The following is a 25,466-nucleotide window of genomic DNA, read 5'->3' as shown; positions in this document are numbered from 1 at the left end:
ATACTGTAAGCGCCTGAAATTTCTCGAAGCCGGTGGGTCAATCTGTTGGGGCAGTTGCCTCCGGCTTTGTTTGGGCAGGAAAAAAATAGAGAAAGCCGAAAAAATTCGGCGAGGAAAAAATGACAGAAGACAACAAGAAAAAACCGAATCCGATCGATATCCATGTCGGCAGCCGCATCCGGCTTCGCCGCAACATGCTGGGAATGAGCCAGGAAAAGCTGGGAGAAAACCTCGGCATCACATTTCAACAGATTCAGAAATATGAAAAGGGCACCAACCGCGTCGGCGCCAGCCGTCTGCAGGCGATCGCGTCCATACTCGGCGTGCCTGTCGCCTTCTTTTTCGAGGATGCGCCCGGCCAGGAGCCCGTGGCGGGCCGTGGATTTGCCGAGGATGCGTCGATGGCTTTCGCCGTCGAATTCTGCGGCAGTCCCGAAGGACTCCAGCTCAACCGGGCCTTTGTCAAGATCGCCGACGCCAAGGTGCGCCGCAGGATCATAGACCTGGTCAAGTCGCTCTCCACGGACGATGCCGACTGATCCGCAATCACGCCAGGACCGGCGGCGTCTTGCCGCCGGTGGCACAAGATAGCTGCATCGACATTCATGCCAGAACCGAAGCACCGCTTGACGAGCGGCGCTTCGCCCCGCTAACACGTGGCGCGCCAAAATCGGCAGCCTGCCGATCGTTTTTCAAGAGGGGACACCCGTGACGCGGCAGAACTACTTCTTTACCTCGGAATCCGTTGCCGAGGGCCATCCCGATAAAGTCTGTGACCGGATCTCCGACGAGATCGTCGATCTGGTCTATCGCGAAGCCAAGAAGACCGGCATGGACCCGTGGAAAGTCCGTGTCGCCTGCGAGACGCTGGCCACCACCAACCGCGTCGTCATCGCCGGCGAAGTGCGTGTTCCCGACACGCTGCTCAAGCGGGACAAGGCCGGCAATATTCTCAAGGATGCCGCCGGGCATTCGGTCGTCAATCCGGCCAAGTTCAAGTCGGTCGCCCGCAAGGCGATCCGCGAAATCGGCTATGAGCAGGCCGGCTTCCACTGGAAAACGGCGAAGATCGAGGTCTTGCTGCACGGCCAGTCGCCGGATATCGGCCAGGGCGTCGACAACGCCTCCGACCGTCAGGGCGAAGAGGGTGCCGGCGACCAGGGCATCATGTTCGGTTATGCCTGCCGCGAGACGCCGGATCTGATGCCGGCGCCGATCTACTACAGCCACAAGATTCTCGAACTGCTGGCTGCCGCTCGTCACGAGGGCAGCGGTGAAGCCGGCAAGCTCGGACCGGACGCCAAGAGCCAGGTCACCGTTCGCTATGTCGACGGCAAGGCCGCCGAGGCGACGCAGATCGTGCTGTCCACGCAGCATCTCGATCCGAGCTGGGATTCGAAGAAGGTCCGCAAGGTCGTCGAACCCTATATCCGCGAGGCGCTGGGTGACCTCAAGATCGCCGACAACTGCATGTGGTACATCAATCCGACCGGCAAGTTCGTCATCGGCGGACCGGACGGCGACGCCGGGCTGACCGGCCGCAAGATCATCGTCGACACCTATGGCGGTGCCGCACCGCATGGCGGCGGCGCCTTCTCCGGCAAGGACACCACCAAGGTCGATCGTTCGGCGGCCTATGCAGCGCGCTATCTGGCCAAGAACGTCGTGGCGGCGAAACTCGCCGACCGCTGCACCATCCAGCTTTCCTACGCCATCGGCGTTGCCCAGCCGCTGTCGGTCTATGTCGACCTGCACGGCACCGGCAAGGTCGACGAGGCAAAGCTCGAGGAGGCGCTGCGCACCGTGATGGATCTATCGCCGTCCGGCATCCGCCGCCATCTCGATCTCAACAAGCCAATCTATGCCAAGACGTCGTCCTACGGCCATTTCGGCCGCAAGGCCGGCCGCGACGGGTCTTTTTCCTGGGAAAAGACCGATCTCGCCAAGGCGCTCAAGGATGCGGTCGCCGCCTGACAGCGGCTCCGTAGAGTCCCGCCATGGACCCGAAGGACAGACCAAGCCGCGCGACCGAAGCCTTCTTCGGCCGCCGGCGTGGCAAAACCATGCGTCCGCAGCAGGCGGCCGCGCTGGAAAGCGGTTTCGGGAAATATCGGCTCGATCTGACGGCTGAACCGCCGGCCGACCTGCACGCTCTGTTTGAAGCCGATGTTGGCGCGGTCCGCCTCGAGATCGGCTTCGGCGGCGGCGAACATCTGCTGCATCGCGCGACCGAGGCGCCCGCGATCGGCTTCATCGGCGTCGAGCCCTTCGTCAACGGCATGGCCAAGATGATGATGGCGGTGCGCGAGAAGCCGCTCGCCAATCTGCGCGTTTATGACGACGACGCCACCCGGCTGCTCGACTGGCTGCCGCAAGCCTCGCTCGACGGCATCGATCTGCTCTATCCCGATCCGTGGCCGAAAAAGAAACACTGGAAGCGGCGCTTCGTCAGCCCGGTCAATCTCGAGCGGTTCGCGCGTGTTCTGAAGCCTGGTTCAAAATTCCGCTTTGCGTCCGATATCGACACCTATGTCAACTGGACCCTGCTGCATTGCCGAACGCATGGCGCATTCGCATGGCAGGCTTCGGAGGCGGCGGACTGGCACCGGCCTTATGATGGCTGGCCGGGGACGCGTTACGAGGCGAAGGCCATCCGTGAGGGACGGCGGCCGGCCTATCTCACTTTTGTCAGAGCATAGACCCGGCACACTAGCTCTACAAAGCCGGGTGTCATCCCACTCGCCAGGTTCAGAAACGGCCGATCCTGTCGAAGACAGCCGGATCCATTCCGAGCTTGCGCAAATCGTCGGCGCGCGGCTTGCGGCCCGCTTCCACGGCACGCGAAGCAGCTACCGCGCTGCCAAATGTCGTGAAGAGTTCGCCTATGGCGGATAAAATCTTGCGGTTGGTCATGGTCATGCCCTTTCGGTGCTGTGTCGTGCAATCATCTTTGTGCTATGCACCATAAATGGGGATGCAGCGGCAAAGCTCACAGGGGTTTCGCCGCATGGAGGCCATGCGTCTGGCGCAACACTGGCGCCACACGGCTTTTGTTCAGCCGGCACGGCGGGCTTGAAACACCGGCCATGATCGTTTATATCAGCCTCAAATTCTTGGTCGGTATGACGAAGAGTGGGTCCACCCGGTCCCGCTCTTTTTTATTACCTGCCGATAACTTCGGGCAGAACGACAGGGTCTCAATGACTGCAACGGCAAACGAGGGCGACGATCGCATCATCCGCGAAAGCGGCATCGATGCGCGCATCGCGCTGATCGTCCAGCCGGTCCTGCGTGGCATCGGCTTCCGCCTCGTGCGGGTGCATCTGTCGGGCCAGAACGGGCTGACGCTGCAGATCATGGCCGAGCGCGAGGACGGCACCATGACCGTCGAGGATTGCGAAGAGGTCAGCCGCGCGGTGTCGCCGGCGCTCGACGTCGACGATCCGATCGAAAAGGCCTATCACCTTGAAGTCTCGTCGCCCGGTATCGACCGGCCACTGGTCCGCAAATCGGATTTCACGACCTGGACGGGTCATCTGGTCAAGATGGAAACATCGATCGTCGTTGCCGACCGCAAGCGGTTCAAGGGCAAGATCGTCGAGGCCGGCGAAGACGATGTGCTGATCGAGCGCGAAAAGGCCGCCTATGGCGAGGAGCCGACGGTGCGGGTCCCCTATGACGCGATTTCCGAAACGCGCCTGATCCTGACCGACGATCTCATCCGCGACGCCCTGTCGAAGGACAACAGGGCGCGCAAGGAAGCCAAAAGAAACCGCGGCGAACCGGACGACGATGCACCCGAGGGTGCGGAAGCGGACGCCACGGAAGAACACGAACAGGAACTATGATTGAGCTGCCGGGCGCAAAGGTCCGGCAAACAGGCTCGGGAGAAAAACGATGGTTGTAAGCGCCAACAGACTTGAACTGCTGCAGATCGCCGACGCGGTTGCGCGTGAAAAGTCGATCGACAAGTCGATCGTCATCGCCGCCATGGCCGATGCGATCCAGAAGGCGGCACGCTCGCGTTATGGCCAGGAGACCAACATCCGCGCCGACATCAACCCGAACACTGGCGAGATGAAGCTGCAGCGGCTGATGGAAGTGGTCGAGAAGGTCGATGACTACGCTACGCAGATCGCCATTTCCTCGGCCCGCGAGCGCAATCCCGACGCCCAGCTCGGCGATTTCATCGCCGAACAGCTGCCGCCGATGGATTTCGGCCGCATCGCCGCCCAGTCGGCCAAGCAGGTTATCGTGCAGAAGGTGCGCGAGGCCGAACGCGACCGTCAGTATGACGAATACAAGGACCGCATCGGCGAAATCGTCAACGGCACCGTCAAGCGCGTCGAATACGGCAACGTCATCGTCGATCTCGGCCGCGGCGAAGCGATCATCCGTCGCGACGAACTGATCCCGCGCGAAAACTACAAATATGGCGACCGCGTCCGCGCCTACGTCTACGACGTGCGCCGTGAGCAGCGCGGCCCGCAGATCTTCCTGTCGCGAACCCATCCGCAGTTCATGGCCAAACTGTTCACCATGGAAGTGCCGGAAATCTATGACGGCATCATCGAGATCAAGGCGGTCGCCCGCGACCCGGGGTCGCGCGCCAAGATCGCCGTCATCTCTCGCGATAGCTCGATCGATCCTGTCGGCGCCTGCGTTGGTATGCGCGGCAGCCGCGTCCAGGCCGTCGTCGGCGAATTGCAGGGTGAGAAGATCGACATCATTCCGTGGTCGCCTTCGGCCGCGTCCTTCATCGTCAACGCGCTGCAGCCGGCGGAAGTCGCCAAGGTCGTGCTCGACGAGGATGCCGAACGCATCGAAGTCGTGGTTCCCGACGACCAGCTGTCGCTGGCCATCGGCCGCCGCGGCCAGAACGTGCGGCTCGCTTCGCAGCTGACCGGCTGGGATATCGACATCCTGACCGAGGCCGAAGAATCCGAGCGTCGCCAGAAGGAATTCGTCGAGCGCTCGTCGCTGTTCATGGAAGCCCTCGACGTCGACGAGATGGTCGGCCAGGTGCTCGCCTCCGAAGGCTTCACCAGCGTCGAGGAAGTCGCTTATGTCGATTCCGGCGAGATCGCCTCGATCGACGGTTTCGACGAAGACACCGCTTCGGAAATCCAGACCCGCGCCCGCGAATATCTGGAGAAGATCGAGGCCGAGCATGACGACAAGCGCAAGGCGCTCGGCGTCTCGGACGAATTGCGCGAAATCCCCGGCGTCACCACCGCCATGATGGTGACGCTCGGCGAAGACGGCGTGAAGACGATCGAGGACTTCGCCGGCTATGCCGCCGACGACCTCACCGGCTGGAAGGAACGCAAGGACGGCGAAACCAAGGTATTCCCCGGCGTGCTGGCCAATCACGGCGTCGCGCGTGCCGATGCCGAGCAGATGGTTCTGGCTGCCCGCCTCAAGGCCGGCTGGATCACCGAAGACGAGCTTGCGGCCGAAGACGTCTCGGCTGACGAAGCCGTTGGTGCGTGAGGTGAAACCGCATCGCACCGAACCCGCCCCTGGACGAGATGAACGATCGCACCTGCATCGTTACGCGCAAACAAGCCGAACCGGATGAACTGATCCGTTTCGTCGTCGGCCCGGATTCGGCCGTCGTTCCCGACATCAAGAGAAATCTGCCCGGCCGCGGTTGCTGGGTGAGCGCCGACCGCCTACATATCGACAAGGCCGCGGCGAAGAACCTCTTTGCCCGCGCCTTCAAGGCACAGGTGGTCGTGCCGCCCGATCTTGGCGGCATGGTCGACGGGCTGCTTTCCAGATACGCTCTGGGCATGCTTGGTCTGGCCCGCAAGGCAGGCGCAATTTCGCTTGGCGCTACCAAGGTCGAGAGCGCGGTGCGCGGCGGATTGGCGCTTTTCGTGTTGCATGCGACCGAGGCGTCCGACGACGGCGTGCGCAAGATCAGCCAGGCGCGACGGGCGACAGTCCATCTCGGCGGGCCCGCTATCCTTGCCTACAAACTTTTCTCCGAGGCCGAGTTGAGCTTGGCATTGGGGGGTACAAATGTGATACATGCTGCCGTTCTCGCGGGAGACGCGGGCAGGGCGGTCCAGAAGCGCATGGTTGCGCTCGACCGGTATCGGGGCGGTTCCCCGGACGATCTGGCAATGCTTGCGGCTGTTGCTGACGAAGATGATGCCGCAGAGGATATGGAATGAGCGATACGAAATCGGGTGACGACAATACGCTGAGTGTGACGCCGAAGAAGACCTTGACGCTGAAGCGCCCCGGTATGGAACAGGGCACTGTGCGCCAGAGCTTCTCGCACGGCCGCACCAAGCAGGTCGTCGTCGAAACCAAGAAGCGCAAGTTCTCGATGCCCGGCGACAAGCCGGAGCCGGTTGCCGCCCCCGTCTTCACACCGAAGCCGCCGGTTGTGGCCGCGCCCGTCGTGCAGGAAGCACCGAAAGCGCCGCCACCTCCGCCGCCACCGGCCCCGGTCGAACGCAGCGGCATGGTGCTGAACGAACTGTCGCGCAGTGAAATGGAAGCGCGCCGCAGGGCGCTTGAAGGCTCCAAGGTGCGCGAGGTCGAGGACCGTCAGCGCGCCGCCGAGGACGCCAAGCGCCGTGCCGAGGACGAAGAGCGCCGCAAGCGCGAACGCGATGAATCTGCACGCCGCCAGGCCGAGGAAGAGGCGCGGTTGCAGACCGAGGCAGAGTCCCGCCGTCGGGCCGAGGAAGAGGCACGCCGCCGCGCGCCGCTGACCGCCGAACTGGCTACAGTCGACGACGAGGAAGAGGTCAAGCCGAAGCGGGTTGGTGCCGGCGCGCCGGTGCGCCGTCCGGTCACGCCTGAAGTGGCGCGTCCGGCCAAGCCGACCAAGAGCGAGGAAGACCGCCGCCGTGGCAAGCTGACGCTGAATTCAGCATTGTCCGACGAAGATGCGCGGGCCCGTTCGCTGTCGTCGATGCGTCGCCGCCAGGAAAAATTCAAGCGCGCGATGCATAATGAGCCGCGCGAGAAAGTCATGCGCGAAGTGATCCTGCCCGAGACCATCACCATCCAGGAACTGGCGCAACGCATGTCCGAGCGTGCGGTCGACCTGGTCAAGTTCTTCATGAAGCAGGGCCAGATCCTGAAGCCGGGCGACGTCATCGACGCCGATACGGCAGAACTGGTCGCCACCGAATTCGGCCACACGGTCCGCCGCGTCGCCGAGTCCGACATCGAGGAAGGCCTGTTCAACATCGCCGACAATGCCGAGGACCTGGTGACGCGTCCGCCTGTCGTGACGATCATGGGCCACGTCGATCACGGCAAGACCTCGCTGCTCGACGCCATCCGCAACGCCAATGTCGTCTCCGGCGAAGCCGGTGGCATCACCCAGCATATCGGCGCCTACCAGGTCGAGAAGAACGGTCACAAGATCACCTTCATCGACACGCCCGGCCACGCCGCCTTCACGGCGATGCGTGCTCGTGGCGCCCAGGCGACCGACATTGCCATCCTGGTGGTTGCGGCCGACGACAGCGTCATGCCGCAGACGATCGAATCGATCAGCCATGCCAAGGCGGCCGGCGTTCCGATCATCGTGGCGATCAACAAGATCGACAAGCATGATGCCGATCCGCAGAAGGTGCGCTCCGAACTGCTGCGCCACGAGGTCTTCGTCGAATCCATGGGCGGTGAAGTTCTGGACGTCGAAGTGTCGGCGACCAAGGGCACCAATCTCGACAAGCTGCTCGAGGCGATCCTGCTGCAGGCCGAAATTCTCGACCTGAAGGCCAATCCGGACCGTACCGCCGAGGGCGTCGTCATCGAAGCCCAGCTCGACAAGGGCCGTGGCCCCGTTGCCACCGTGCTGGTGCAGACCGGTACGCTGATGCCCGGCGACATCCTTGTTGCCGGCAACGAATGGGGCCGGGTGCGTGCGCTGGTCAACGATCGTGGCACGCAGATCAAGGAAGCGCCGCCGGCGATGCCGGTCGAAGTGCTTGGCTTGCAGGGCACGCCGCAGGCCGGCGACCGCTTCGCCGTGGTCAACAACGAGGCCCGTGCCCGCGAGATCACCGAATATCGCCAGCGTCTGGCGCGTGAGAAGGCGGTTGCCAAGCATGCCGGCCAGCGCGGGTCGCTCGAGCAGATGATGTCGCAATTGCAGACGAGCGGGCTGAAGGAATTCCCGCTGGTCATCAAGGGCGACGTGCAGGGCTCGATCGAAGCGATCAACGCGGCGCTGGACAAGCTCGGCACCGACGAAGTGCGTGCGCGCATCGTCCATGCCGGCGCCGGCGCCATCACCGAAAGCGACGTGTCGCTGGCGGAGACTTCGGGTGCCGCGATCATCGGCTTCAACGTCCGTGCCAACGTCCAGGCGCGTGCCGCCGCGGCGGCCGCGGGCATCGAGATCCGCTACTACTCGATCATCTACAACCTTGTGGATGACGTGAAGGCGGCTCTGTCGGGCCTGCTGTCGCCGGAGCGTCGCGAGACCTTCATCGGCAATGCGCAGATCCTCGAGATCTTCGACATCACCAAGGTCGGCAAGATCGCCGGCTGCCGTGTCACCGAAGGCAAGGTCGAGCGCGGTGCGGGCGTGCGCCTGATCCGCGACAACGTCGTCATCCACGAAGGCACGCTGAAGACGCTGAAGCGCTTCAAGGACGAAGTTTCGGAAGTCCCCGGCGGCCAGGAGTGCGGCATGGCCTTCCAGAACTACGAGGACATGCGCGTCGGCGACGTCATCGAGTGCTTCCGCGTCGAGATGGTGACCCGGACACTCTGAGTTCGACTGACTTGTCCATACCGGGCGGTGGTCGAAAGACCGCCGCCCACAAGTCTATTGAGCAGGTCTATTGAGAATGGCCCATATGAGACATGCGGCACGGTCCCATCCCGCGCCTCACGCTTTCAGGATTGAGAAAAATGCCCCGTCCAACCACATCTAGCCCATCCCAGCGCATGCTGCGTGTCGCCGAACAGGTGCGCCATGCGCTGTCCGAAACCCTGCAGCGCGGCGAGATCATCGATCCACTGATCGAGAACACGGTGGTGTCGGTCTCGGAAGTGCGCATGTCGCCCGACCTCAAGGTCGCCACGGCTTTCGTCTCGCCACTCGGCGCCAAGGATACCGATGCGGTGGTCGAGGCACTGAACAAGCATGCGAAATTCGTGCGCGGCCGTGTCTCAGGCGCGCTGCGGCAGATGAAGTTCATGCCGGAGTTCCGCTTCAAGCTCGACACCTCCTTCGACAATTTCGCCAGGATCAACGACCTGCTGAAGTCGCCCGAGGTAGCACGCGATCTGGGTCCTGAGGACCTGGACAAAGACGACAACAAGGACACCGAATAGTGGCGCGCCGCGGCAAGAAGAAGGGCCGGCCGATCTCGGGCTGGCTGATCCTGGACAAGCCGGTCGGCATGGGCTCGACCGAAGCCGTCTCCAAGATCAAATGGCTGTTCCAGGCGGAAAAGGCCGGCCATGCCGGCACGCTCGACCCGCTGGCGTCCGGCATGCTGCCGATCGCGCTTGGCGAAGCCACCAAGACCGTGCCTTACGTGCAGGACGGCGCCAAGATCTATCGCTTTACCGTTGCCTGGGGACAGGAGCGTTCGACCGATGACCTCGAAGGTCCCGTGACGAAGGAGTCCGACTTGCGTCCATCGGAAGCCGAGGTCAAGGCGCTGCTGCCGAAATACACCGGCGTCATCATGCAGACGCCGCCGCAATTCTCGGCCATCAAGATCGCGGGCGAGCGCGCCTACGATCTGGCCCGCGACGGCGCGACAGTCGACATACCCGCGCGCGAGATCGAGATCGGCCGGCTCGATATTGTCGAGCATAGCGCCGACCATACTGTTTTCGAGGTCGAATGCGGCAAGGGCACCTATGTGCGCTCGCTGGCCCGCGACATGGGTCGCGACATGGGTTGCTTTGGCCATATTTCGGAATTGCGCCGGGTCGAGGTCGAGCCGTTCACCCCGGAGGATTTCGTCACCATCGCCGAACTGGAAGCCGCCCGCTTCGGCGTGCAGGATGAAGACAGTTCGGACGCGACCGACATCGCCGACCTGACAGAAGCCGCTGACACGACTGAGGTCGCTGACGCGGTGGAAGCGCCAATCGACTTCGACGCCATCGATGCGCTCCTGGTCGATACATCGGCTGCGCTCGATTGCCTGCCGCAGATCGCCATCAGCGACGACGCGGCAACCAAGATCCGCCTTGGCAACCCGGTCATCATTCGTGGTCGCGATGCACCGGTGGAAGCCGAGGAAGCCTGCGCCACGGCACGCGGCAAGCTGGTCGCTATCGGCGCCATCGAGCAAGGCATGTTCAAGCCCAAGCGGGTCTTTGCCGGCTGACTCCCGTCGTCTAATGTCGGACCAGGACTCGCGCGAGGGGCATATGGCAAAGGCTGAGGCGATCAAGAAGCGGGCGCCGGTGAAAACAAGGCGGCCGCCGGTCGGTGCGTCGCCCGGCACGCTGATCGCCGACCCCTCGGCGCGGCGCAGCGAACTCAGGCTGACCCTGATCTCGCCGCAGAAATTCAAGACCATCGAAAATGCCAGCATCGACGACCTCAACACCCACTGCGACAAATGGCCGGTCCTCTGGCTCGACTGCACCGGCCTCGCCAACATCCCGCTGATCGAGGAGATAGGCCGCATTTTCAGCCTGCATCCGCTGGCGCTGGAGGACGTCGTCAACACCGGCCAGCGGCCGAAGGTCGATTTCTTCGAGGACCATGCCTTCGTCGTCGTCAGGATGATCGACGATGTCACGTCGCACCGCTATGAGCAGATCGCCGTGTTCTTCGGCAACAACTTCGTCGTCACCTTTCAGGAACGGGAAGGCGATCCGTTCGATCCCGTGCGCAAGCGCATCGAAAGCTCGGCGCCCAACCGGTTGCGCGCGCGTGGCGCCGACTATCTCGCCTATGCGCTGATCGATGCCGTCGTCGACAGTTATTTCCCGCCGATCGAGGCGGCTGGCGAGCTGGTCGACAGCATCGAGGACGAGATGCTGCATTCGCCGCACAAGCATCAGATGCGGCAGCTGCATGAATTGCGGCGCGATGCCAATGTGCTGAAGGGCGTTCTGTGGCCGATGCGCGATGCGCTGGCGACGCTGATCCGCAACGACGTGCCCTATGTGAAGGCCGAAACCAAGATTTTTCTCAACGACACGCTCGACCATGCGCTTAGGCTGATCGAACTGGTCGAAACCCAGCGCGACATGCTGACCGGCCTGATCGAGATGCATCTGTCGCTGAGCCAGGCGCGCACCAACGACGTCATCAGCTATCTCACCATCGTCTCGGTCATCTTCATGCCCCTCACCTTCCTGGTCGGCATCTGGGGCATGAATTTCGATCCGGAGTCTTCGCCCTGGAACATGCCGGAACTGAAGGCTTACTACGGCTATCCCTTATCACTGCTGTTCATGGCCGTTGTCGCGTTCGGGCTGATCGCCTTCTTCAAATGGAAGAAATGGCTCTGACAAGGATAAATCAGGCCATTTCGGCCTGAAAAGCCGGCTTGTGAATTGGGCTGGTGTTTTCTGGGGAATTGCACTATATGCGCCGCAGCATAGCGCTAAGACGCTTTGCTTGCACCGGCCCCTGCTGGACGACATCCCGGCTGAGGGCGACCCGTTTCCTCAAACAGATAAGGAAAAACACGATGTCGATTACTGCCGAGCGCAAACAGGAATTGATGGGTGAATTCGCAACCGCCAAGGGCGATACCGGGTCTCCGGAAGTCCAGGTGGCCATCCTTTCCGAGCGCATCAAGAACCTGACCGACCATTTCAAGGACCACAAGAAGGATAACCATTCCCGCCGTGGTCTGCTCGCCCTCGTCTCCCAGCGCCGCAGCCTGCTTGATTATCTCAAGCGCAAGGACGACGCGCGCTACCAGACGTTGATCGAGAAGCTCGGTCTGCGCCGTTGACGAATTGACCGGCGGGCTTTCTTCGGAGAGCCCGCCGGTCGCGCATTCTGCCAGTCGTATCGACTGGCCAGACCCGGTTTCGATCGTGCGAGGGCACTCGAAACCGCCCATGGACGGTCATGGGGCAGGATTGCAGGACGCTCGCGCGCGCTCGCCGCGCCGAAATTACCCGAGCTTCCCGTTGTCTTGCCCGTGGCTGCCCGAGAAAGGAAGCCAGGGAAAGGGCATCCGCGCACCGTGAAACGGCGCGGCCCTTTCCTCATATTAAGGACAAGACATGTTCAATCACCACAAAGTGGAAATCGAATGGGGCGGCCGTCCGCTCATCCTCGAAACCGGCAAGATCGCGCGCCAGGCTGATGGCGCCGTGCTCGCCACCTACGGCGAGACCAAGGTCCTCGCCACCGTCGTTTCGATGAAGGAGCCGAAGCCCGGCCTCGATTTCTTCCCGCTGACCGTCAACTACCAGGAAAAGACCTACGCCGCCGGCAAGATCCCGGGCGGCTATTTCAAGCGTGAAGGCCGTCCGAGCGAAAAGGAAACGCTGGTTTCCCGCCTCATCGACCGCCCGATCCGCCCGCTCTTCGCCGCAGGCTACAAGAACGACACCCAGATCGTCGTCACCGTCGTCCAGCACGATCTCGAAAACGATCCCGACATCCTGTCGATCGTCGCCACCTCGGCTGCCCTGACGCTCTCGGGCGTGCCCTTCATGGGCCCGATCGGCGGCGCCCGCGTCGGCTACATCAACGGCGAATACGTGCTCAACCCGCATGTCGATGAGATGCAGGAATCCAAGCTCGACCTCGTCGTCGCCGGCACCACCGACGCCGTGCTGATGGTTGAGTCCGAGGCCAAGGAATTGGGCGAAGAGCTGATGCTCGGCGCCGTCATGTTCGGCCACAAGGGCTTCCAGCCGGTCATCGACGCCATCATCAAGCTGGCCGAAGTTGCCGCCAAGGAGCCGCGCGACTTCACCGCGCCGGATTATTCCGCGCTCGAAGCCGAAATGCTGAAGATCGTCGGCGACGAACTCAGCTCTGCCTACAAGAACGTCGACAAGCAGAAGCGCTACGCCGCCGTCGACGCCGTCAAGGCGAAGGTCAAGGCTGCGTTTGCCCCGGCCGAAGGCGAAGACGCCAAGTACACCTCCGAGCAGATCGGTTCCGTGTTCAAGGAACTCCAGGCCAAGGTCGTGCGCTGGAACATCCTCGACACCGGCTCGCGCATCGATGGCCGCGACCTCAAGACGGTCCGCAAGATCGTCTCCGAAGTCGGCGTCCTGCCGCGCACCCACGGTTCGGCACTGTTCACACGCGGCGAGACCCAGGCGCTGGTCGTTGCCACGCTCGGTACCGGCGAGGACGAGCAGTATGTCGATTCGCTGACCGGCATGTACAAGGAGAAGTTCCTCCTTCACTACAACTTCCCTCCCTACTCCGTCGGTGAGACCGGCCGCATGGGTTCGCCGGGCCGCCGCGAAATCGGCCATGGCAAGCTCGCCTGGCGCGCAATCCGCCCGATGCTGCCGACCTCCGACCAGTTCCCCTACACGCTGCGCGTCGTCTCGGAGATCACCGAGTCCAATGGTTCGTCGTCGATGGCGACCGTCTGCGGCACCTCGCTGGCGCTGATGGATGCCGGCGTGCCGCTGGCCAAGCCCGTTGCCGGTATTGCCATGGGCCTGATCAAGGAAGGCGAGCGCTTCGCCGTGCTCTCCGACATCCTTGGCGACGAGGATCATCTCGGCGACATGGACTTCAAGGTCGCCGGCACCGAAGGTGGCATCACCTCGCTGCAGATGGACATCAAGATCGATGGCATCACCGAGGAGATCATGAAGATCGCGCTTGGCCAGGCCAAGGACGGTCGTCTCCACATCCTCGGCGAGATGGCACATGCCCTGACCGGCGCGCGTTCGGAACTCGGTGAGTTCGCACCGCGCATCGAAGTGATGCACATCCCGACCGACAAGATCCGCGACGTCATCGGATCAGGCGGCAAGGTCATCCGCGAGATCGTCGAGAAGACCGGCGCCAAGATCAACATCGAGGACGACGGCACGGTCAAGATCGCTTCGTCCAACGCCAAGGAGATCGAGGCGGCGAAGAAGTGGATCCACACCATCGTCGCCGAGCCGGAAGTCGGCGAGATCTACGAAGGCACGGTCGTCAAGACCGCCGACTTCGGCGCTTTCGTCAACTTCTTCGGCCCGCGTGACGGTCTTGTCCACATCTCGCAGCTTGCCAACGACCGGGTCGCCAAGACCTCGGACGTGGTCAAGGAAGGCGACAAGGTCTGGGTCAAGCTGATGGGCTTCGACGAGCGCGGCAAGGTCCGCCTGTCGATGAAGGTCGTCGACCAGGCCACCGGCAAGGAACTCGCCCGCGACAAGAAGACCGAAGGCGAAGAAAACGCCGCCTGATCGGCCTGAGCTCATAAATCGAAGCGGGCGCGGCTTAGGTCGCGCCCGTTTTCATTTTCGGGCTGTACAGACAGACCTCATTTCGAGACCGAACCATGTCCGCCGAGCCGCTGAAGACGCTTTTCCATCCCTTTGAGGCCGAGGCTCTGCCGTTACCAGGAAAGGGCGAGCGCGCCCTGTTTCTCGGCACTGAGCCGGGTTTTCGCCTGCCCGAAGGCTTCGAGGCCGCGCTTCACCTCGTGCAAGGCTTCCGGCCGTATTATCGCGCGCTGCAGGCAACTGGCTTCATCGTCACCGCGCAAGCGGAAGGCGACGGCTTCGATATGGCACTTGTGCTTGCCGGCCGGCACCGCGGCCTGAACGAAGTGCGCCTCGCTGAGGCGCTTGAGCGCGTGGCGCCGGGCGGCCTGGTCGTCGTTGCCGGCGGCAAGGACGACGGCATTGCCAGTCTGCGCAAGCGCGTTGACGAGCTAGTGCCGCTAGAGGGCCATCTGCCGAAATATCACGGCATCGCCTTCTGGTTGCGCCGTCCCGCCGATCTGGCCGCCGCGGAAGAATTACGCGCCGCCAATCCCGCCTTGGTGGTTGAAAACCGGTTCCACACCGCGCCCGGCATGTTTTCCTTCGACCGGATCGACACCGGCTCGAAATTGCTGGTCGAGAACCTGCCCAATGATTTGCGTGGCAACATTGCCGATTTCTGCGCCGGCTGGGGCTATGTGGCTGCCGAGATCGCCGCCCGCTCCCCCGGCATTTTGGCGCTCGACCTCTATGAGGCCGATTTCGCCTCGCTCGAAGCCGCAAAGCTCAATCTGGCAGGGGTCAGCCAGTCGATCGCCAGGAATTTCTTCTGGGTCGATCTGCTGAAGGAACCGGTCGAGAAGCGCTACGACGCGATTGCCATGAATCCGCCCTTTCATCGCAGCCGGGCGGCCGAGCCGGAGATCGGCGCAGGCATGATCCGCGCGGCGGCCAAGGCCTTGAAGCCAGGTGGGCGGCTGTTCATGGTCGCCAACCGTCAGCTTCCCTATGAGCCGATCCTGGCGGCCGCCTTTTCGAGCCATGCCGAACTCGCTCGCGACGGCATGTTCAAGGTGCTTGTCGCGCGGCGTTGAAGCATGATTCCGAAAAGCGATGCCGGTTTTTCGGAAGAGATCATGCTCAAACGAAAACAGCGTGCACCGCGCTCAATGCAGATTGGCGATGCGTCGGACCTCGTCGGTGACATGCGCGTCGCCAACCCTGATCTTGAGCGGCGCCGGCCTGCCGAACAGGTAGCCTTGCACCACTTCGCAGCCGGCTGCCCTGAGCAGCGTCGCCTGGCTTTCGGTCTCGACGCCTTCGGCAATGATGCTGACGCCGAGCGCGCGAGACAGTCCAACGATGGTCGAGACGACCGCGCCGGAGCTGGCATCGGTGTCGAGGCGGCTGACGAAAGACCGGTCGATCTTCAGCTTGCCGAACGAGAAGTCGATCAGGTAGCTCAAATTGGAATAGCCGGTGCCGAAATCGTCGACGGCGACCGAGATGCCCATATCCGCAAGCTGCTTCAGAATGGCGGCGGCGCGGTCGCGGTCCTGCATCATTGCCGTCTCGGTCACTTCCAGTTCCAGCCGCGACGGCTTGATGCCGGTGCTCGTCATGGTGTCGCGCACGATACCGACGAAGTCCTTGGTCATGAACTGGACGGGCGAGATGTTGACGGCGACGAAGCAATCGTCGGGCAGATGCCGGGCGTCGCTGCAGGCTTTGCGCAGCACCCATTCGCCGATCGGGCCGATCATGCCGGTTTCCTCGGCGATCGGAATGAACTCCATCGGCGGGATCATGCCGCGTTCCGGATGCCGCCAGCGGATCAATGCTTCGTAGCCGACGATGCGGCCGGTCGGCAGATCGAGTTGCGGCTGGTAGTGAAGATCGAAGTCACCGCGCTCGAAGGCTGTACTCAGTTCGGATTCGATCCATTGGCGATGGTCGGCGACCCTGCCCATTTCGGCATGGAAGACCGACCAGTTGCCGACGCCGCTGGCGCGCGCGTTCTGCAGAGCCAGATTGGAGCGGCGCAGGATGAGGACGGGATCGACGCCGTCCTTTGGCGTCGCCACGATGCCCACCGACAGGCTGACCGATTGCAGGTGTGTGCCGAGTTCATAGGGCTCCATCATCTCGTCGATGAGCCTCTCTACGGTGCTTTCCAAGGACCCTGAAACCTGGTTGTCAGGGAGCAGGATCGCGAATTCACCGGCACCGATGCGTCCGATCAGCGCGCGCGGCGGCACGCACGTCTTCAGGCGCTTGGTGAAGGCGCGGATCAGCTCGTCGCCCTGGCTGTAGCCGATGGCGTCATTGATCTGCTTGAACCGGTCGATGTCGATATCGATGAGGAACATCGGCTCGCCGGTCCGGCTTGTCGAGCATGCCGCCTCGGCAATCTTGCCGACCATCGCCGGGCGCGCCAAAAGGCCCGTCAGCTTGTCGAAATGGGTTTCCGTAAAGACGAAATCCACCGATTCATCGACGCCGGCGAAGAAGGACATCGCGGCGACCGATGCCGCCAGTGCGCAAAGAGCGGCCATCACCGAGACCATCATGTCCGCGGAGATGCCGGCAAAGCCATCGCCGAGACCGAGCTTCAGGCCCCAGAGTCCGAGGACGAAACTGCCGAGGCCCGAGCTCGCTATGGTGAGCAGTCGGAACACCGGTGTTCGCTTCGGGTTGCTGACGGCGGACATTGAAAGATCCCCAGAGTACGGGGCTTTCTAGTAGATATGTCCTTAAAATGAGTTTCCGCGAATGCGTCCAATTTTATTGGAGCTCAAGTATTTCTTGAGCGGGTTGAAGCGCGTCGCGTTGAAACGGATTCCGTCGGCGCATTTTAAGCTTTTGTTTTATAAATGTCGTTGTCCCGAAACCGCTGCGCACTCCTGGGCGACATGCATTAGTCTCGTCCGCCGTCGGTCTGCTTCAATTCGTCGAGCGTCGGCATGGAAACAATGTGATAGCCGGAATCGACATAGTGGATTTCGCCGGTAACGCCGGAAGACAGGTCGGACAGCAGATAAAGCGCGGAGCCGCCGACCTCGTCGATGGTCACCGTGCGGCGCAGCGGCGAGTTGCGCTGCTGGTAGGAGAACATGTGGCGGGCGTCGGAAATCCCGGCGCCGGCGAGAGTACGCACCGGTCCGGCCGATATGCCGTTTACCCTGATGCCGCGCGGACCGTAATCGTTGGCGAGGTAGCGCACACTGGCCTCCAGTCCAGCCTTGGCGACGCCCATGACATTGTAGTTCGGCATGACGCGGACCGACCCCGCATAGGTCAGCGTGATCATCGACCCGCCGTCCTGCATCAAGGCGGCGGCATGGCGGGCGATCTCGGTGAAGGAGTAGCAGGAGACCACCATGGTGCGGACGAAATTGTCCCGGCTGGTGTCGGCGTAGAGGCCTTTCAGCTCGTTCTTGTCGGAAAAGCCGATGGCGTGGACAACGAAATCCAGCCCGCCCCATTCCTTGCCCAGGGTCTCGAACGTGGCGGCGACCGAAGCGCTGTCCTCGACGTCGCACGGCACGACCAGCGATGCGCCGAGCTTGTCGGCCAGCGGCTTGACCCGGCGTCCGAAGGCATCACCCTGATAGGTGAAGGCAAGTTCCGCCCCATGTTCGGATAATTTCTGGGCGATGCCCCAGGCGATCGAATGATCGTTGGCGACACCCATGATAAGCCCGCGCTTGCCCTTCATCAATCCGTCCATGGCCGGCAAATCCTTATGCGGAATAGCGCTGGAAAACGAGCGTGGCGTTGGTGCCACCGAAGCCGAACGAATTTGACAAAACAGTGTCGATCCTGGCGTCGTCGATGCGCTTTCGCACGATCGGCATGCCCTCGAATTCGGGGTCGAGGGTCTCGATATGGGCGCTTTCGCCGATGAAGCCGCCCTGCATCATCAGGATCGAGTAGATGGATTCCTGCACGCCGGCCGCACCCAGCGAATGGCCGGTCAGCGATTTCGTCGAGGTGATGTACGGCATCTTCTCACCGAACACCTCGCGGATCGCACCCATTTCCTTGGAATCGCCCACCGGCGTCGACGTGCCATGGGTGTTGATGTAGTCGACCGGCGCGGAAACCGTGGCCAGCGCCTGGCGCATGCAGCGGATCGCGCCTTCGCCTGAAGGGGCAACCATGTCATAGCCATCCGAGGTTGCGCCGTAGCCGACGATCTCGGCGTAGATCTTGGCGCCGCGCGCCTTGGCATGCTCTAACTCTTCCAGCACCAGCACGCCGGCGCCGCCGGCGATGACGAAGCCGTCGCGATTGGCGTCATAGGCGCGGGAAGCGGTCGATGCCTTGTCGTTGAATTTCGACGACATGGCGCCCATCGCGTCGAACAGGTCCGACATCGTCCAGTCGAGATCCTCGTGGCCGCCGGCAAAGACCATGTCCTGCTTGCCCCACTGGATCAGTTCGTAGCCATTGCCGATGCAATGCGCCGAGGTCGAGCAGGCCGACGAGATCGAGTAGTTGACGCCGTGGATCTTGAACCAGGTCGCAAGCGTTGCCGATGCGGTCGACGACATCGCCTTCGGCACCGCGAACGGACCGATGCGCTTGGGACTGCCGTTCTTCAGCGTGATTTCGGCCGCTTCGACGATGGTGCGGGTGGATGGTCCGCCCGATCCCATGACAATGCCGGTGCGCTCATTGGTGATGTCGCTCTCGCCGAGGCCTGCATCCGCGATCGCCTGGTCCATGGCGACGTGGTTCCAGGCCGCGCCTTGGCTCAGGAAGCGCATGGCACGGCGATCGATCATGGCCGATGGATCGAGCGTCGGCGCTCCCCAGACCTGGCAGCGGAAGCCGTGTTCGGCGAAGGAATCGGAGAAGCTGATGCCGGATCTGGCGTCATGCAGAGAGGCTTGCACCTCGTTGGCATTGTTGCCGATCGACGACACGATGCCGAGGCCTGTGACTACGACACGTCTCATTCGCAACTCCTTCCAGGGGGGCGGGCCGGGGATGCCGGTCAGCCGACCGCCGACTGCTTGGACAGACCGACTTTCAAATCCGTTGCCGCGTATATGGGTTCGCCATCCGCCTTCAGCCAGCCATCGGCGATGCCGAGCACCAGCCGGCCCCGCATCACGCGCTTGAAGTCGATGCCATACTCGACCTTCTTCACCGAGGGCGTCACCATGCCCTTGAATTTCACTTCACCGGTCGACAGCGCCATCCCCTTGCCGGGTTCGCCAAGCCAGCCAAGATAGAAGCCGGTCAATTGCCACATGGCGTCGAGGCCGAGGCACCCCGGCATGATCGGATTGCCGATGAAATGGCAGGCAAAGAACCACAGGTCCGGCTTGATGTCGAACTCCGCGCGGATGAAACCCTTCTCAAAGGCGCCGCCGGTCTCGCTGATCTCGGTGATGCGGTCCGAACATCAGCATGGGCGGATAGGGAAGCTGGGCATTGCCCGGTCCGAACAGTTCGCCGCGGGCGCAGGCCAGCAATTCATCGTACTCGTAGCTGGATTTACCCGCCATCAATCTCGTCCCCATATCGTTCCGGGCTATCGGGTGCCCTTGTCGTTGGTTTCCTAACACAATCTGTTTCAGGCCGGAAACCGGCGTTTGCGCTTAACCTGCTCGTCTGCCTGGGTCAATGCGCGCTATTGATCGCATTCGGACGACAGAATATATGTCCTGAGAGGTCCGGTTTCGGCAGACGTTCATTTTTTTGCCATTCTGGGCGTGTCTTGGGGGCGGAACTGTGGGGTTCGACGAGAAGATGGACCTGGACGGCCGGAAGGAAAATGTCGCTGTGGACAAGCGGGTCCGTGAAGCTGGCCTGAGGCCGACGCGTCAGCGCATTGCGCTGGCCGACCTGCTTTTCGCCAAGGGCGACCGTCATTTGTCGGCCGAGGAACTGCACGAGGAGGCGGTTGCCGCCGGCGTGCCGGTATCGCTGGCCACCGTCTACAATGCCCTTCACCAGTTCACCCAGGCGGGACTGTTGCGCATCCTCGCGGTCGAGGGAGCGAAGACCTACTTCGACACCAACACCTCCGACCACCACCATTTCTACATCGAAGGCGAAAACCGCATATTCGACATCGCCGGCGGTCCGGTGACGGTTGCCAACCTGCCGGAGCCGCCGGAAGGGATGGAAATCGCCAATGTCGACATCGTGGTGAGGCTACGCCCCAAACGCCACGAATGATCGGCCAGGCCAGAATCATCGGCCAGGCCAGAATCATCGGCCAGGAATGAAACTCCTCGATCTCACAATCCGGCTCGAATGGGCGTTTGTGGCGGCTGCTGCCGTTGTTTTCTACGGTTCGACCGGCATGCCCTGGTGGCTGTTCGGATTGCTTATCCTGGCGCCGGACCTGTCGATATCAGGCTATCTGGCGGGGCCTCGAGTCGGTGCTCTTGCCTACAATGCCTTGCACATCCTGATCGTGCCGGTGCCGCTGCTGATCGCCGGGTATATGTCCGGCAATGCGACCGCAATTGCGGTCGCGCTGATCTGGGTCGCCCACATCGCCATCGACCGTGCGCTGGGCTACGGCCTGAAGCTGTCAACCGGCTTCCAGGACACCCATCTGGGCCGTATCGGGCGCTAAAACCACGACCGCGAATCTTCAAAAGATCGCGCTCAAAATGGGCAAAAGAATCAGTCCTTGACCCGTTCGCCGGGATAGGCGCCCCAGACAACCGATTGGGCAAGCCAGCCGGTGTGGCCATCAAACGTCATTTCGCACCACTGGCCGTCACAGGATTTGATCGTGCCCATGACGCCAGGCTCGACCATCGCGACCACCCTTGCGTCCTTGTCGGGGCTGTTGAAAAGGTTGATCTGCGCACCCTTGCCGCGCTGCCATGGTGCGACGATTGCCGTGCGCCGGCCGGAAAGCAGCGACTGGTTGATCCAGCCTTCCGAACCGTCGGCATCGCGCACGCGGCGCCATGTGTCGAATTCCTGGATGATCTCCATCGGCAGGCCGGCCTTCATATACATCCAGTCGACCGAGTAGTTGGCGCCGGGGCCGACGCGCGAGTTGACGCGACCGGATTTCAGGCTGACGAATCGCGGCAGCGGCAGGCCGCTCGGCCCGAGCGTGACGACGCTCTGGGCAGGTGCCGCCGCACTCTGCGCCGCGGCAAGCGGAGAATAAAGCAAAGCGCCCAGAACTGCTGCGCTGAGGGTCAGGCGAAACGACGCGAAACCAGACACTTTCATTCCTTTCGGCGCTTGCCTGGCGGCAGCGGCGCCCCTTTTTCTTTGTCTTCGGCGGCACCGCTTGTTACATGGGGTAATCGGCACCGCGACCGGCTTTCAGTTTCGCCGGTCTTGGTTAAAGAGGTCTCAACGAGATCGGGTTAGAGCAATTCCAGCAAAAGTGTGAAGCGGTTTTGCGTTCGGAATTGCGGCAAATACTCGAGAGGGAAACAATGGCAGGCAAAAAGAAGCCTCTCGTCGTCATCACGCGAAAGCTGCCCGACCCGGTCGAGACCCGCATGCGCGAACTGTTCGACGCAAGGCTGAATGTCGAGGACCGGCCGATGACGCAGCCGGAACTGGTTGCGGCGGTCAAGGAGGCCGACGTGCTGGTGCCGACCGTAACCGACCAGATCGATGCGGCGCTGATCGCCCAGGCTGGCGACAACCTCAAACTGATCGCCAATTTCGGCAACGGCGTAGACAAGATCGATGTCGCGGCCGCGGCCAAGAGGGGCATCACCGTCACCAACACGCCCAATGTCCTGACCGAGGACACCGCCGACATGACCATGGCGCTGATGCTGGCCGTGCCGCGGCGGCTGGCGGAAGGCGCCAATGTGCTCACCGGCGACAAGAAATGGGCCGGCTGGTCGCCGACCTGGATGCTCGGCCGGCGCATCTGGGGCAAGCGGCTGGGCATTGTCGGCATGGGGCGCATCGGCACCGCCGTCGCCAGGCGGGCCAAGGCCTTCGGCCTGTCGATCCACTACCACAACCGCCACCGCGTGCTGCCGGCCGTGGAAGACGGGCTGGAGGCGACCTATTGGGAAAGCCTCGACCAGATGCTCGCCCGTATGGACATCATTTCGGTCAACTGCCCGTCGACACCGGCGACCTTCCATCTGCTTTCGGCGCGGCGGCTGGCGCTGCTGCAGCCCACCGCCTACATCGTCAACACGGCGCGCGGCGACATCATCGACGAGGAAGCCCTGGTCAAGCTGATCCAGGACGGCAAGATTGCCGGCGCTGGTCTTGACGTCTACGAGCACGAGCCGGCTTTGAACGGCAAGCTGCTGAAGCTCGCCGCCAAGAACAAGGTTGTGCTTCTGCCGCATATGGGCTCGGCGACGCTCGAGGGCCGCATCGACATGGGTGAAAAGGTCATCATCAACATCCGCGCCTTCGTCGACGGCCACCGTCCGCCGGACCGCGTGCTGCCTCTCAGAACCTGACGCTAGAGCATGATTCCGAAAAGTGGGAACCGGTTTTCTCGGACAAACGGAAACGGTTTGTCCAGAGATCATGCTCAAACGAGCCCATCCCGATTCAATCGGATGGCAGGTTCTATCGCGGCGCAACATTTTTCTGCCTTGAAACGAAAGCTCAGGCTTACTGAAGAGTCTTGCGCATGGTGATGGAGGTCGGCCTGGCATAGCCCTCATGCGCCGTCCGCTCGGTCTCGTGAAAACCAAGGCGGGCAAAGGCTGCATGGTTTGCGGTCAGCTCGATCCGGGTCTGAAGCTCGATGGCCGCCTTGCCGTGGCTGCGGGCAAGATCTTCGACCGCCTGCATCAGCCGCCGGCCAATGCCTTGTCCCTGGTAGTTCGGCGCCACGGCGAGCTTGCCGACATAGAGTTCCGCCGCCCTTTCAAGGGCAAAGACGCAGCCGACGATCCTGTCGCTCCTGAGTGCCACGAAGCCTGTCTCCAGCCGCGCCTTGTCGCGCAGGCTGTCGGCGGTCAGCAGGTGGGCCGAGGAGGGCGGGTCGATGACGCCCTCCATCGAGGCGAAGGCACGCAGGATCAGTGTGAGCACATCGTCCCAACGGTCGAAATCGGCCGCGATCTGTGTGATGAGGACGGCGTCGGTCCGCTCCACGGGGTCAGTTTCTCTTGTAGCGGATCGTGTCGAAGCGCGCCGCCAGCGCATCATAGAGCAGCAGCCGGCCGACCAGCGGCTCACCGATGCCGGTGATCAGCTTGATCGCCTCCATCGCCTGCAGTGTGCCGACGACGCCGGTCAGCGCGCCAAGCACGCCGGCTTCGGCACAGGACGGCACCAGGCCCGGCGGTGGCGCCTCCGGAAACAGGTCGCGATAGCCTGGGTTGGGCTTGCCGTCCTTGCCGTCTTCGAATGGCTTCAGCACGGTGACGGAGCCGTCGAAGCGTCCGACGGCGGCATGCACCAGCGGTTTCCCAGCGCTCGCGCAGGCATCGGCCACCGCATAGCGGGTTTCGAAATTGTCGGAACCGTCGACGACGATGTCGTAGCCGGCGACGAGGGCAGGCGCATTGTCCGGATTCAGCCGGATTGCGTACGTTTCAACAATTGTGTTGGGATTGATGCGGACGATTGCCGCCTTGGCGCTGGCGGTCTTCGGCATGCCGACAGTGTCGGTGCCGTGAATGACCTGACGCTGCAAATTGGACAGCGAAACGGTGTCATCATCGACCACGCCGAGCGTGCCGACGCCGGCGGCGGCAAGATATTCAAGCACCGGCGCGCCCAGCCCGCCGGCGCCGATGACCAGCACCCGTGCCTGCTTCAGCCTCTGCTGGCCGGCGCCGCCGATTTCGGGCAGCACGATGTGGCGGGCATAGCGTTCGATCTCGTCGGCGGTCAGGGCGGCAGTGGTCATTGCCTGACCATATAGTGGCTGAAAAACCTTGTCAGGAGCCAAAAGTGTAAAGCGGCTTTGGGACAACGACCTGCATAAGAGCTAGATCGTTGGCCCAATCGCGCCGTGGTCGACGGTCAGGAATTGCGCTCGCCCCTGGAGACTGGAAAACAGCGCCGCATCGGTTCCGGTCATGAATGCCTGGCAGTTCAAGTCTTCGAGGATGGAAAATAGCGCCGCGCGCCGTCCGCTATCGAGATGCGCGGCGATCTCGTCGAGCAACAGGATCGGTGTCATGCCCGACATTTCGCCGGTCAGCCGGGCATGCGACAGCACGATGCCGACCAGCAGCGCCTTTTGCTCACCTGTCGAGCAAAGCTCGGCCGGCATCGCCTTGGGACGGTGCCGAACCACCAGATCCGAACGATGCGGGCCCTCGAGCGTGCGTCCAGCGGCACGATCGCGGTCACGGCCCGCGGCAAGCGCCCGGCGGAAGCGCTCCTCGACATCGACCGCCGGCGCGGTGGCAATTTCGGCCTCCAGGTCGCCCGAAAGGCCGATATCGGCCTGCGGAAACGGTCCCGTGTCGGGCAGCCTGTCGATCATCGCGGCGAGCAGGCGCACCATCTCGGCGCGTGCGGCGGCAATCGCCACGCCGGTCTCGGCCATCTGCGTCTCGATCGCGTCGAACCAGCGGTCGTCCCGGGAGCCCTCAATAAGCAGGCGGTTACGTCCTCGCATCGCCTTCTCGTAGTCGATGGCACGTTGCCCGTGGCCGGGATCGATCGCCAATACCAGCCGGTCGAGAAAGCGCCGGCGATCCGCGGCCGGCCCGGTGAACAACGCGTCCATCGCCGGCGTCAGCCACACCACGCGCAGCCATTCCAGCATGTCTTCGGCCGAACGCGCCGGGGCACCGTTGATGCGCACCCGTCTGCCGCCTTCGCCAGCGGTGTCTCCGCCGGAAATGCCTGTTCCGATCTCGACCTGGCCGTCAGGCCCGTCGAGCCGGGCATGCAGCGCAAAGCCGCCGTCGCCACCCTCGCGCGCGACGTCTGCGTAGGGGGCGCGGCGCAAGCCACGCCCCGGTGTCAAAAAGGAGATCGCTTCGAGGAGATTGGTCTTGCCGGCGCCGTTGTCGCCGGAAAAAACCACGGCACCTGGCGCCAGATCGATCGTCAGCGCCGCATAGTTGCGAAAATTAGTAAGTGTTAGCTTACTTATATAGTTCTGTACCGGCAACCGCTATCCGCCTGTCGAAGTTGCCGCAAACATCGCTCTT

Annotated in this window: 23 protein-coding genes and 3 pseudogenes; 17 read left to right on the top strand and 9 right to left on the bottom strand. The window is 62.7% G+C overall.

Features of this window, described 5'->3' with window-relative positions:
* Positions 1-119: 119 nt before the first annotated feature.
* The 3 genes from ACZ89F_RS28085 to trmB all read left to right on the top strand — a co-directional run bounded on the left by ACZ89F_RS28085 (position 120) and on the right by trmB (position 2,699).
* On the top strand, positions 120-539 hold the full coding sequence (locus ACZ89F_RS28085; RefSeq protein ID WP_056584860.1) for a helix-turn-helix domain-containing protein: 420 nt from the start codon (positions 120-122) through the stop codon (positions 537-539).
* Positions 540-708: 169 nt separating this feature from the next.
* Complete coding sequence (gene metK, locus ACZ89F_RS28080; protein WP_476095246.1) at positions 709-1,974, top strand: methionine adenosyltransferase; 1,266 nt, start codon at positions 709-711, stop codon at positions 1,972-1,974.
* Positions 1,975-1,997: 23 nt separating this feature from the next.
* Positions 1,998-2,699 carry a tRNA (guanine(46)-N(7))-methyltransferase TrmB gene (gene trmB / locus ACZ89F_RS28075; RefSeq protein ID WP_476095245.1) on the top strand — a complete coding sequence of 234 codons (702 nt, stop codon included), beginning with the start codon at positions 1,998-2,000 and terminating at the stop codon, positions 2,697-2,699.
* A gap of 49 nt (positions 2,700-2,748) precedes the next feature.
* On the opposite strand, the gene ACZ89F_RS28070 is transcribed toward trmB, so the two are convergent.
* Positions 2,749-2,913, bottom strand: coding sequence for a hypothetical protein (locus tag ACZ89F_RS28070; RefSeq protein ID WP_476095244.1), 165 nt, complete (start codon positions 2,911-2,913; stop codon positions 2,749-2,751).
* Positions 2,914-3,200: 287 nt separating this feature from the next.
* On the opposite strand from ACZ89F_RS28070, the gene rimP reads away from it, so the two are divergent.
* From rimP to ACZ89F_RS28015, 11 genes and pseudogenes are all read left to right on the top strand, one after another.
* Complete coding sequence (rimP, locus tag ACZ89F_RS28065) at positions 3,201-3,848, top strand: ribosome maturation factor RimP (protein ID WP_476095243.1); 648 nt, start codon at positions 3,201-3,203, stop codon at positions 3,846-3,848.
* A 49-nt stretch (positions 3,849-3,897) separates the two neighbouring features.
* Positions 3,898-5,493 (top strand): transcription termination factor NusA, encoded by a 1,596-nt coding sequence (nusA, locus tag ACZ89F_RS28060; RefSeq protein WP_476095242.1) that lies wholly within the window; start codon positions 3,898-3,900, stop codon positions 5,491-5,493.
* A gap of 38 nt (positions 5,494-5,531) precedes the next feature.
* The gene (locus tag ACZ89F_RS28055) at positions 5,532-6,182 is read left to right on the top strand and encodes an RNA-binding protein (RefSeq protein WP_136619586.1); all 651 of its coding nucleotides are present in this window, start codon (positions 5,532-5,534) and stop codon (positions 6,180-6,182) included.
* Positions 6,179-8,752, top strand: a complete 2,574-nt coding sequence (infB, locus tag ACZ89F_RS28050; protein ID WP_476095241.1) for a translation initiation factor IF-2 — start codon at positions 6,179-6,181, stop codon at positions 8,750-8,752. Before ACZ89F_RS28055 ends, infB begins: the two co-directional genes overlap by 4 nt.
* A gap of 140 nt (positions 8,753-8,892) precedes the next feature.
* Positions 8,893-9,318, top strand: coding sequence for a 30S ribosome-binding factor RbfA (gene rbfA, locus ACZ89F_RS28045; protein WP_183445574.1), 426 nt, complete (start codon positions 8,893-8,895; stop codon positions 9,316-9,318).
* Positions 9,318-9,986 (top strand): annotated as a pseudogene (truB, locus tag ACZ89F_RS28040) (tRNA pseudouridine(55) synthase TruB); the annotation flags it as partial. The gene rbfA and the pseudogene truB (ACZ89F_RS28040), both read left to right, overlap by 1 nt.
* A gap of 105 nt (positions 9,987-10,091) precedes the next feature.
* Positions 10,092-10,331 (top strand): annotated as a pseudogene (gene truB / locus ACZ89F_RS28035) (tRNA pseudouridine(55) synthase TruB); the annotation flags it as partial.
* A 43-nt stretch (positions 10,332-10,374) separates the two neighbouring features.
* A complete protein-coding gene (gene corA / locus ACZ89F_RS28030; RefSeq protein ID WP_476095240.1) occupies positions 10,375-11,469 on the top strand; it encodes a magnesium/cobalt transporter CorA in 1,095 nt (364 codons plus the stop codon).
* Between the two features lie 77 nt (positions 11,470-11,546).
* Positions 11,547-11,921, top strand: coding sequence for a 30S ribosomal protein S15 (gene rpsO / locus ACZ89F_RS28025; RefSeq protein ID WP_274533684.1), 375 nt, complete (start codon positions 11,547-11,549; stop codon positions 11,919-11,921).
* Positions 11,922-12,198: 277 nt separating this feature from the next.
* Positions 12,199-14,346: a polyribonucleotide nucleotidyltransferase gene (gene pnp / locus ACZ89F_RS28020; protein ID WP_476095239.1), complete on the top strand. Its 2,148-nt coding sequence runs from the start codon at positions 12,199-12,201 to the stop codon at positions 14,344-14,346.
* A gap of 95 nt (positions 14,347-14,441) precedes the next feature.
* Positions 14,442-15,461: a class I SAM-dependent methyltransferase gene (locus ACZ89F_RS28015; RefSeq protein ID WP_476095238.1), complete on the top strand. Its 1,020-nt coding sequence runs from the start codon at positions 14,442-14,444 to the stop codon at positions 15,459-15,461.
* 72 nt (positions 15,462-15,533) lie between these two features.
* On the opposite strand, the gene ACZ89F_RS28010 is transcribed toward ACZ89F_RS28015, so the two are convergent.
* From ACZ89F_RS28010 to fabA, 4 genes and pseudogenes are all read right to left on the bottom strand, one after another.
* On the bottom strand, positions 15,534-17,078 hold the full coding sequence (locus ACZ89F_RS28010; protein ID WP_476095237.1) for a putative bifunctional diguanylate cyclase/phosphodiesterase: 1,545 nt from the start codon (positions 17,076-17,078) through the stop codon (positions 15,534-15,536).
* A 206-nt stretch (positions 17,079-17,284) separates the two neighbouring features.
* Entirely contained in the window at positions 17,285-18,097 is an 813-nt protein-coding gene (gene fabI / locus ACZ89F_RS28005) for an enoyl-ACP reductase FabI (RefSeq protein ID WP_476095236.1), read from the bottom strand.
* Positions 18,098-18,110: 13 nt separating this feature from the next.
* Positions 18,111-19,331: a beta-ketoacyl-ACP synthase I gene (fabB, locus tag ACZ89F_RS28000; RefSeq protein WP_476095235.1), complete on the bottom strand. Its 1,221-nt coding sequence runs from the start codon at positions 19,329-19,331 to the stop codon at positions 18,111-18,113.
* Between the two features lie 38 nt (positions 19,332-19,369).
* Positions 19,370-19,886: pseudogene (fabA, locus tag ACZ89F_RS27995) on the bottom strand (3-hydroxyacyl-[acyl-carrier-protein] dehydratase FabA).
* Between the two features lie 244 nt (positions 19,887-20,130).
* Between fabA and irrA the strand changes: the two are divergent.
* Both irrA and ACZ89F_RS27985 read left to right on the top strand, forming a co-directional pair.
* On the top strand, positions 20,131-20,562 hold the full coding sequence (irrA, locus tag ACZ89F_RS27990) for an iron response transcriptional regulator IrrA (RefSeq protein ID WP_476097414.1): 432 nt from the start codon (positions 20,131-20,133) through the stop codon (positions 20,560-20,562).
* 46 nt (positions 20,563-20,608) lie between these two features.
* Complete coding sequence (locus tag ACZ89F_RS27985) at positions 20,609-20,968, top strand: DUF4260 domain-containing protein (protein WP_476095234.1); 360 nt, start codon at positions 20,609-20,611, stop codon at positions 20,966-20,968.
* Positions 20,969-21,018: 50 nt separating this feature from the next.
* On the opposite strand, the gene ACZ89F_RS27980 is transcribed toward ACZ89F_RS27985, so the two are convergent.
* Positions 21,019-21,579: an SH3 domain-containing protein gene (locus ACZ89F_RS27980; protein WP_476095233.1), complete on the bottom strand. Its 561-nt coding sequence runs from the start codon at positions 21,577-21,579 to the stop codon at positions 21,019-21,021.
* Between the two features lie 218 nt (positions 21,580-21,797).
* Here ACZ89F_RS27980 and ACZ89F_RS27975 point away from each other — a divergent pair, with 218 nt between their 5' ends.
* On the top strand, positions 21,798-22,799 hold the full coding sequence (locus tag ACZ89F_RS27975; RefSeq protein WP_476095232.1) for a 2-hydroxyacid dehydrogenase: 1,002 nt from the start codon (positions 21,798-21,800) through the stop codon (positions 22,797-22,799).
* 157 nt (positions 22,800-22,956) lie between these two features.
* Here the strand turns inward: ACZ89F_RS27975 and ACZ89F_RS27970 are convergent, their stop codons facing one another.
* The 3 genes from ACZ89F_RS27970 to recF all read right to left on the bottom strand — a co-directional run bounded on the left by ACZ89F_RS27970 (position 22,957) and on the right by recF (position 25,426).
* Positions 22,957-23,445, bottom strand: a complete 489-nt coding sequence (locus ACZ89F_RS27970) for a GNAT family N-acetyltransferase (RefSeq protein WP_476095231.1) — start codon at positions 23,443-23,445, stop codon at positions 22,957-22,959.
* A 4-nt stretch (positions 23,446-23,449) separates the two neighbouring features.
* A complete protein-coding gene (locus tag ACZ89F_RS27965; RefSeq protein WP_476095230.1) occupies positions 23,450-24,205 on the bottom strand; it encodes a molybdopterin-synthase adenylyltransferase MoeB in 756 nt (251 codons plus the stop codon).
* An 81-nt stretch (positions 24,206-24,286) separates the two neighbouring features.
* Complete coding sequence (gene recF, locus ACZ89F_RS27960; protein WP_476095229.1) at positions 24,287-25,426, bottom strand: DNA replication/repair protein RecF; 1,140 nt, start codon at positions 25,424-25,426, stop codon at positions 24,287-24,289.
* Between the last annotated feature and the right edge of the window lie 40 nt (positions 25,427-25,466).

It is taken from the genome of Mesorhizobium sp. USDA 3734, assembly GCF_056279665.1.
This window is presented reverse-complemented; position numbering and strand designations above follow the sequence as displayed.

Coding starts and splice junctions, on each gene's coding strand:
- ACZ89F_RS28070 (WP_476095244.1), bottom strand. CDS start 2,913: ATGACCAACCGCAAGATTTTATCCGCCATAGGCGAACTCTTCACGACA.
- corA (WP_476095240.1), top strand. CDS start 10,375: ATGGCAAAGGCTGAGGCGATCAAGAAGCGGGCGCCGGTGAAAACAAGG.
- ACZ89F_RS27975 (WP_476095232.1), top strand. CDS start 21,798: ATGGCAGGCAAAAAGAAGCCTCTCGTCGTCATCACGCGAAAGCTGCCC.
- ACZ89F_RS28055 (WP_136619586.1), top strand. CDS start 5,532: ATGAACGATCGCACCTGCATCGTTACGCGCAAACAAGCCGAACCGGAT.
- rimP (WP_476095243.1), top strand. CDS start 3,201: ATGACTGCAACGGCAAACGAGGGCGACGATCGCATCATCCGCGAAAGC.
- ACZ89F_RS28015 (WP_476095238.1), top strand. CDS start 14,442: ATGTCCGCCGAGCCGCTGAAGACGCTTTTCCATCCCTTTGAGGCCGAG.
- nusA (WP_476095242.1), top strand. CDS start 3,898: ATGGTTGTAAGCGCCAACAGACTTGAACTGCTGCAGATCGCCGACGCG.
- ACZ89F_RS28085 (WP_056584860.1), top strand. CDS start 120: ATGACAGAAGACAACAAGAAAAAACCGAATCCGATCGATATCCATGTC.
- ACZ89F_RS27985 (WP_476095234.1), top strand. CDS start 20,609: ATGAAACTCCTCGATCTCACAATCCGGCTCGAATGGGCGTTTGTGGCG.
- fabB (WP_476095235.1), bottom strand. CDS start 19,331: ATGAGACGTGTCGTAGTCACAGGCCTCGGCATCGTGTCGTCGATCGGC.
- trmB (WP_476095245.1), top strand. CDS start 1,998: ATGGACCCGAAGGACAGACCAAGCCGCGCGACCGAAGCCTTCTTCGGC.
- ACZ89F_RS27965 (WP_476095230.1), bottom strand. CDS start 24,205: ATGACCACTGCCGCCCTGACCGCCGACGAGATCGAACGCTATGCCCGC.
- rbfA (WP_183445574.1), top strand. CDS start 8,893: ATGCCCCGTCCAACCACATCTAGCCCATCCCAGCGCATGCTGCGTGTC.
- infB (WP_476095241.1), top strand. CDS start 6,179: ATGAGCGATACGAAATCGGGTGACGACAATACGCTGAGTGTGACGCCG.
- ACZ89F_RS28010 (WP_476095237.1), bottom strand. CDS start 17,078: ATGTCCGCCGTCAGCAACCCGAAGCGAACACCGGTGTTCCGACTGCTC.
- rpsO (WP_274533684.1), top strand. CDS start 11,547: ATGCGCCGCAGCATAGCGCTAAGACGCTTTGCTTGCACCGGCCCCTGC.
- pnp (WP_476095239.1), top strand. CDS start 12,199: ATGTTCAATCACCACAAAGTGGAAATCGAATGGGGCGGCCGTCCGCTC.
- fabI (WP_476095236.1), bottom strand. CDS start 18,097: ATGGACGGATTGATGAAGGGCAAGCGCGGGCTTATCATGGGTGTCGCC.
- irrA (WP_476097414.1), top strand. CDS start 20,131: ATGGACCTGGACGGCCGGAAGGAAAATGTCGCTGTGGACAAGCGGGTC.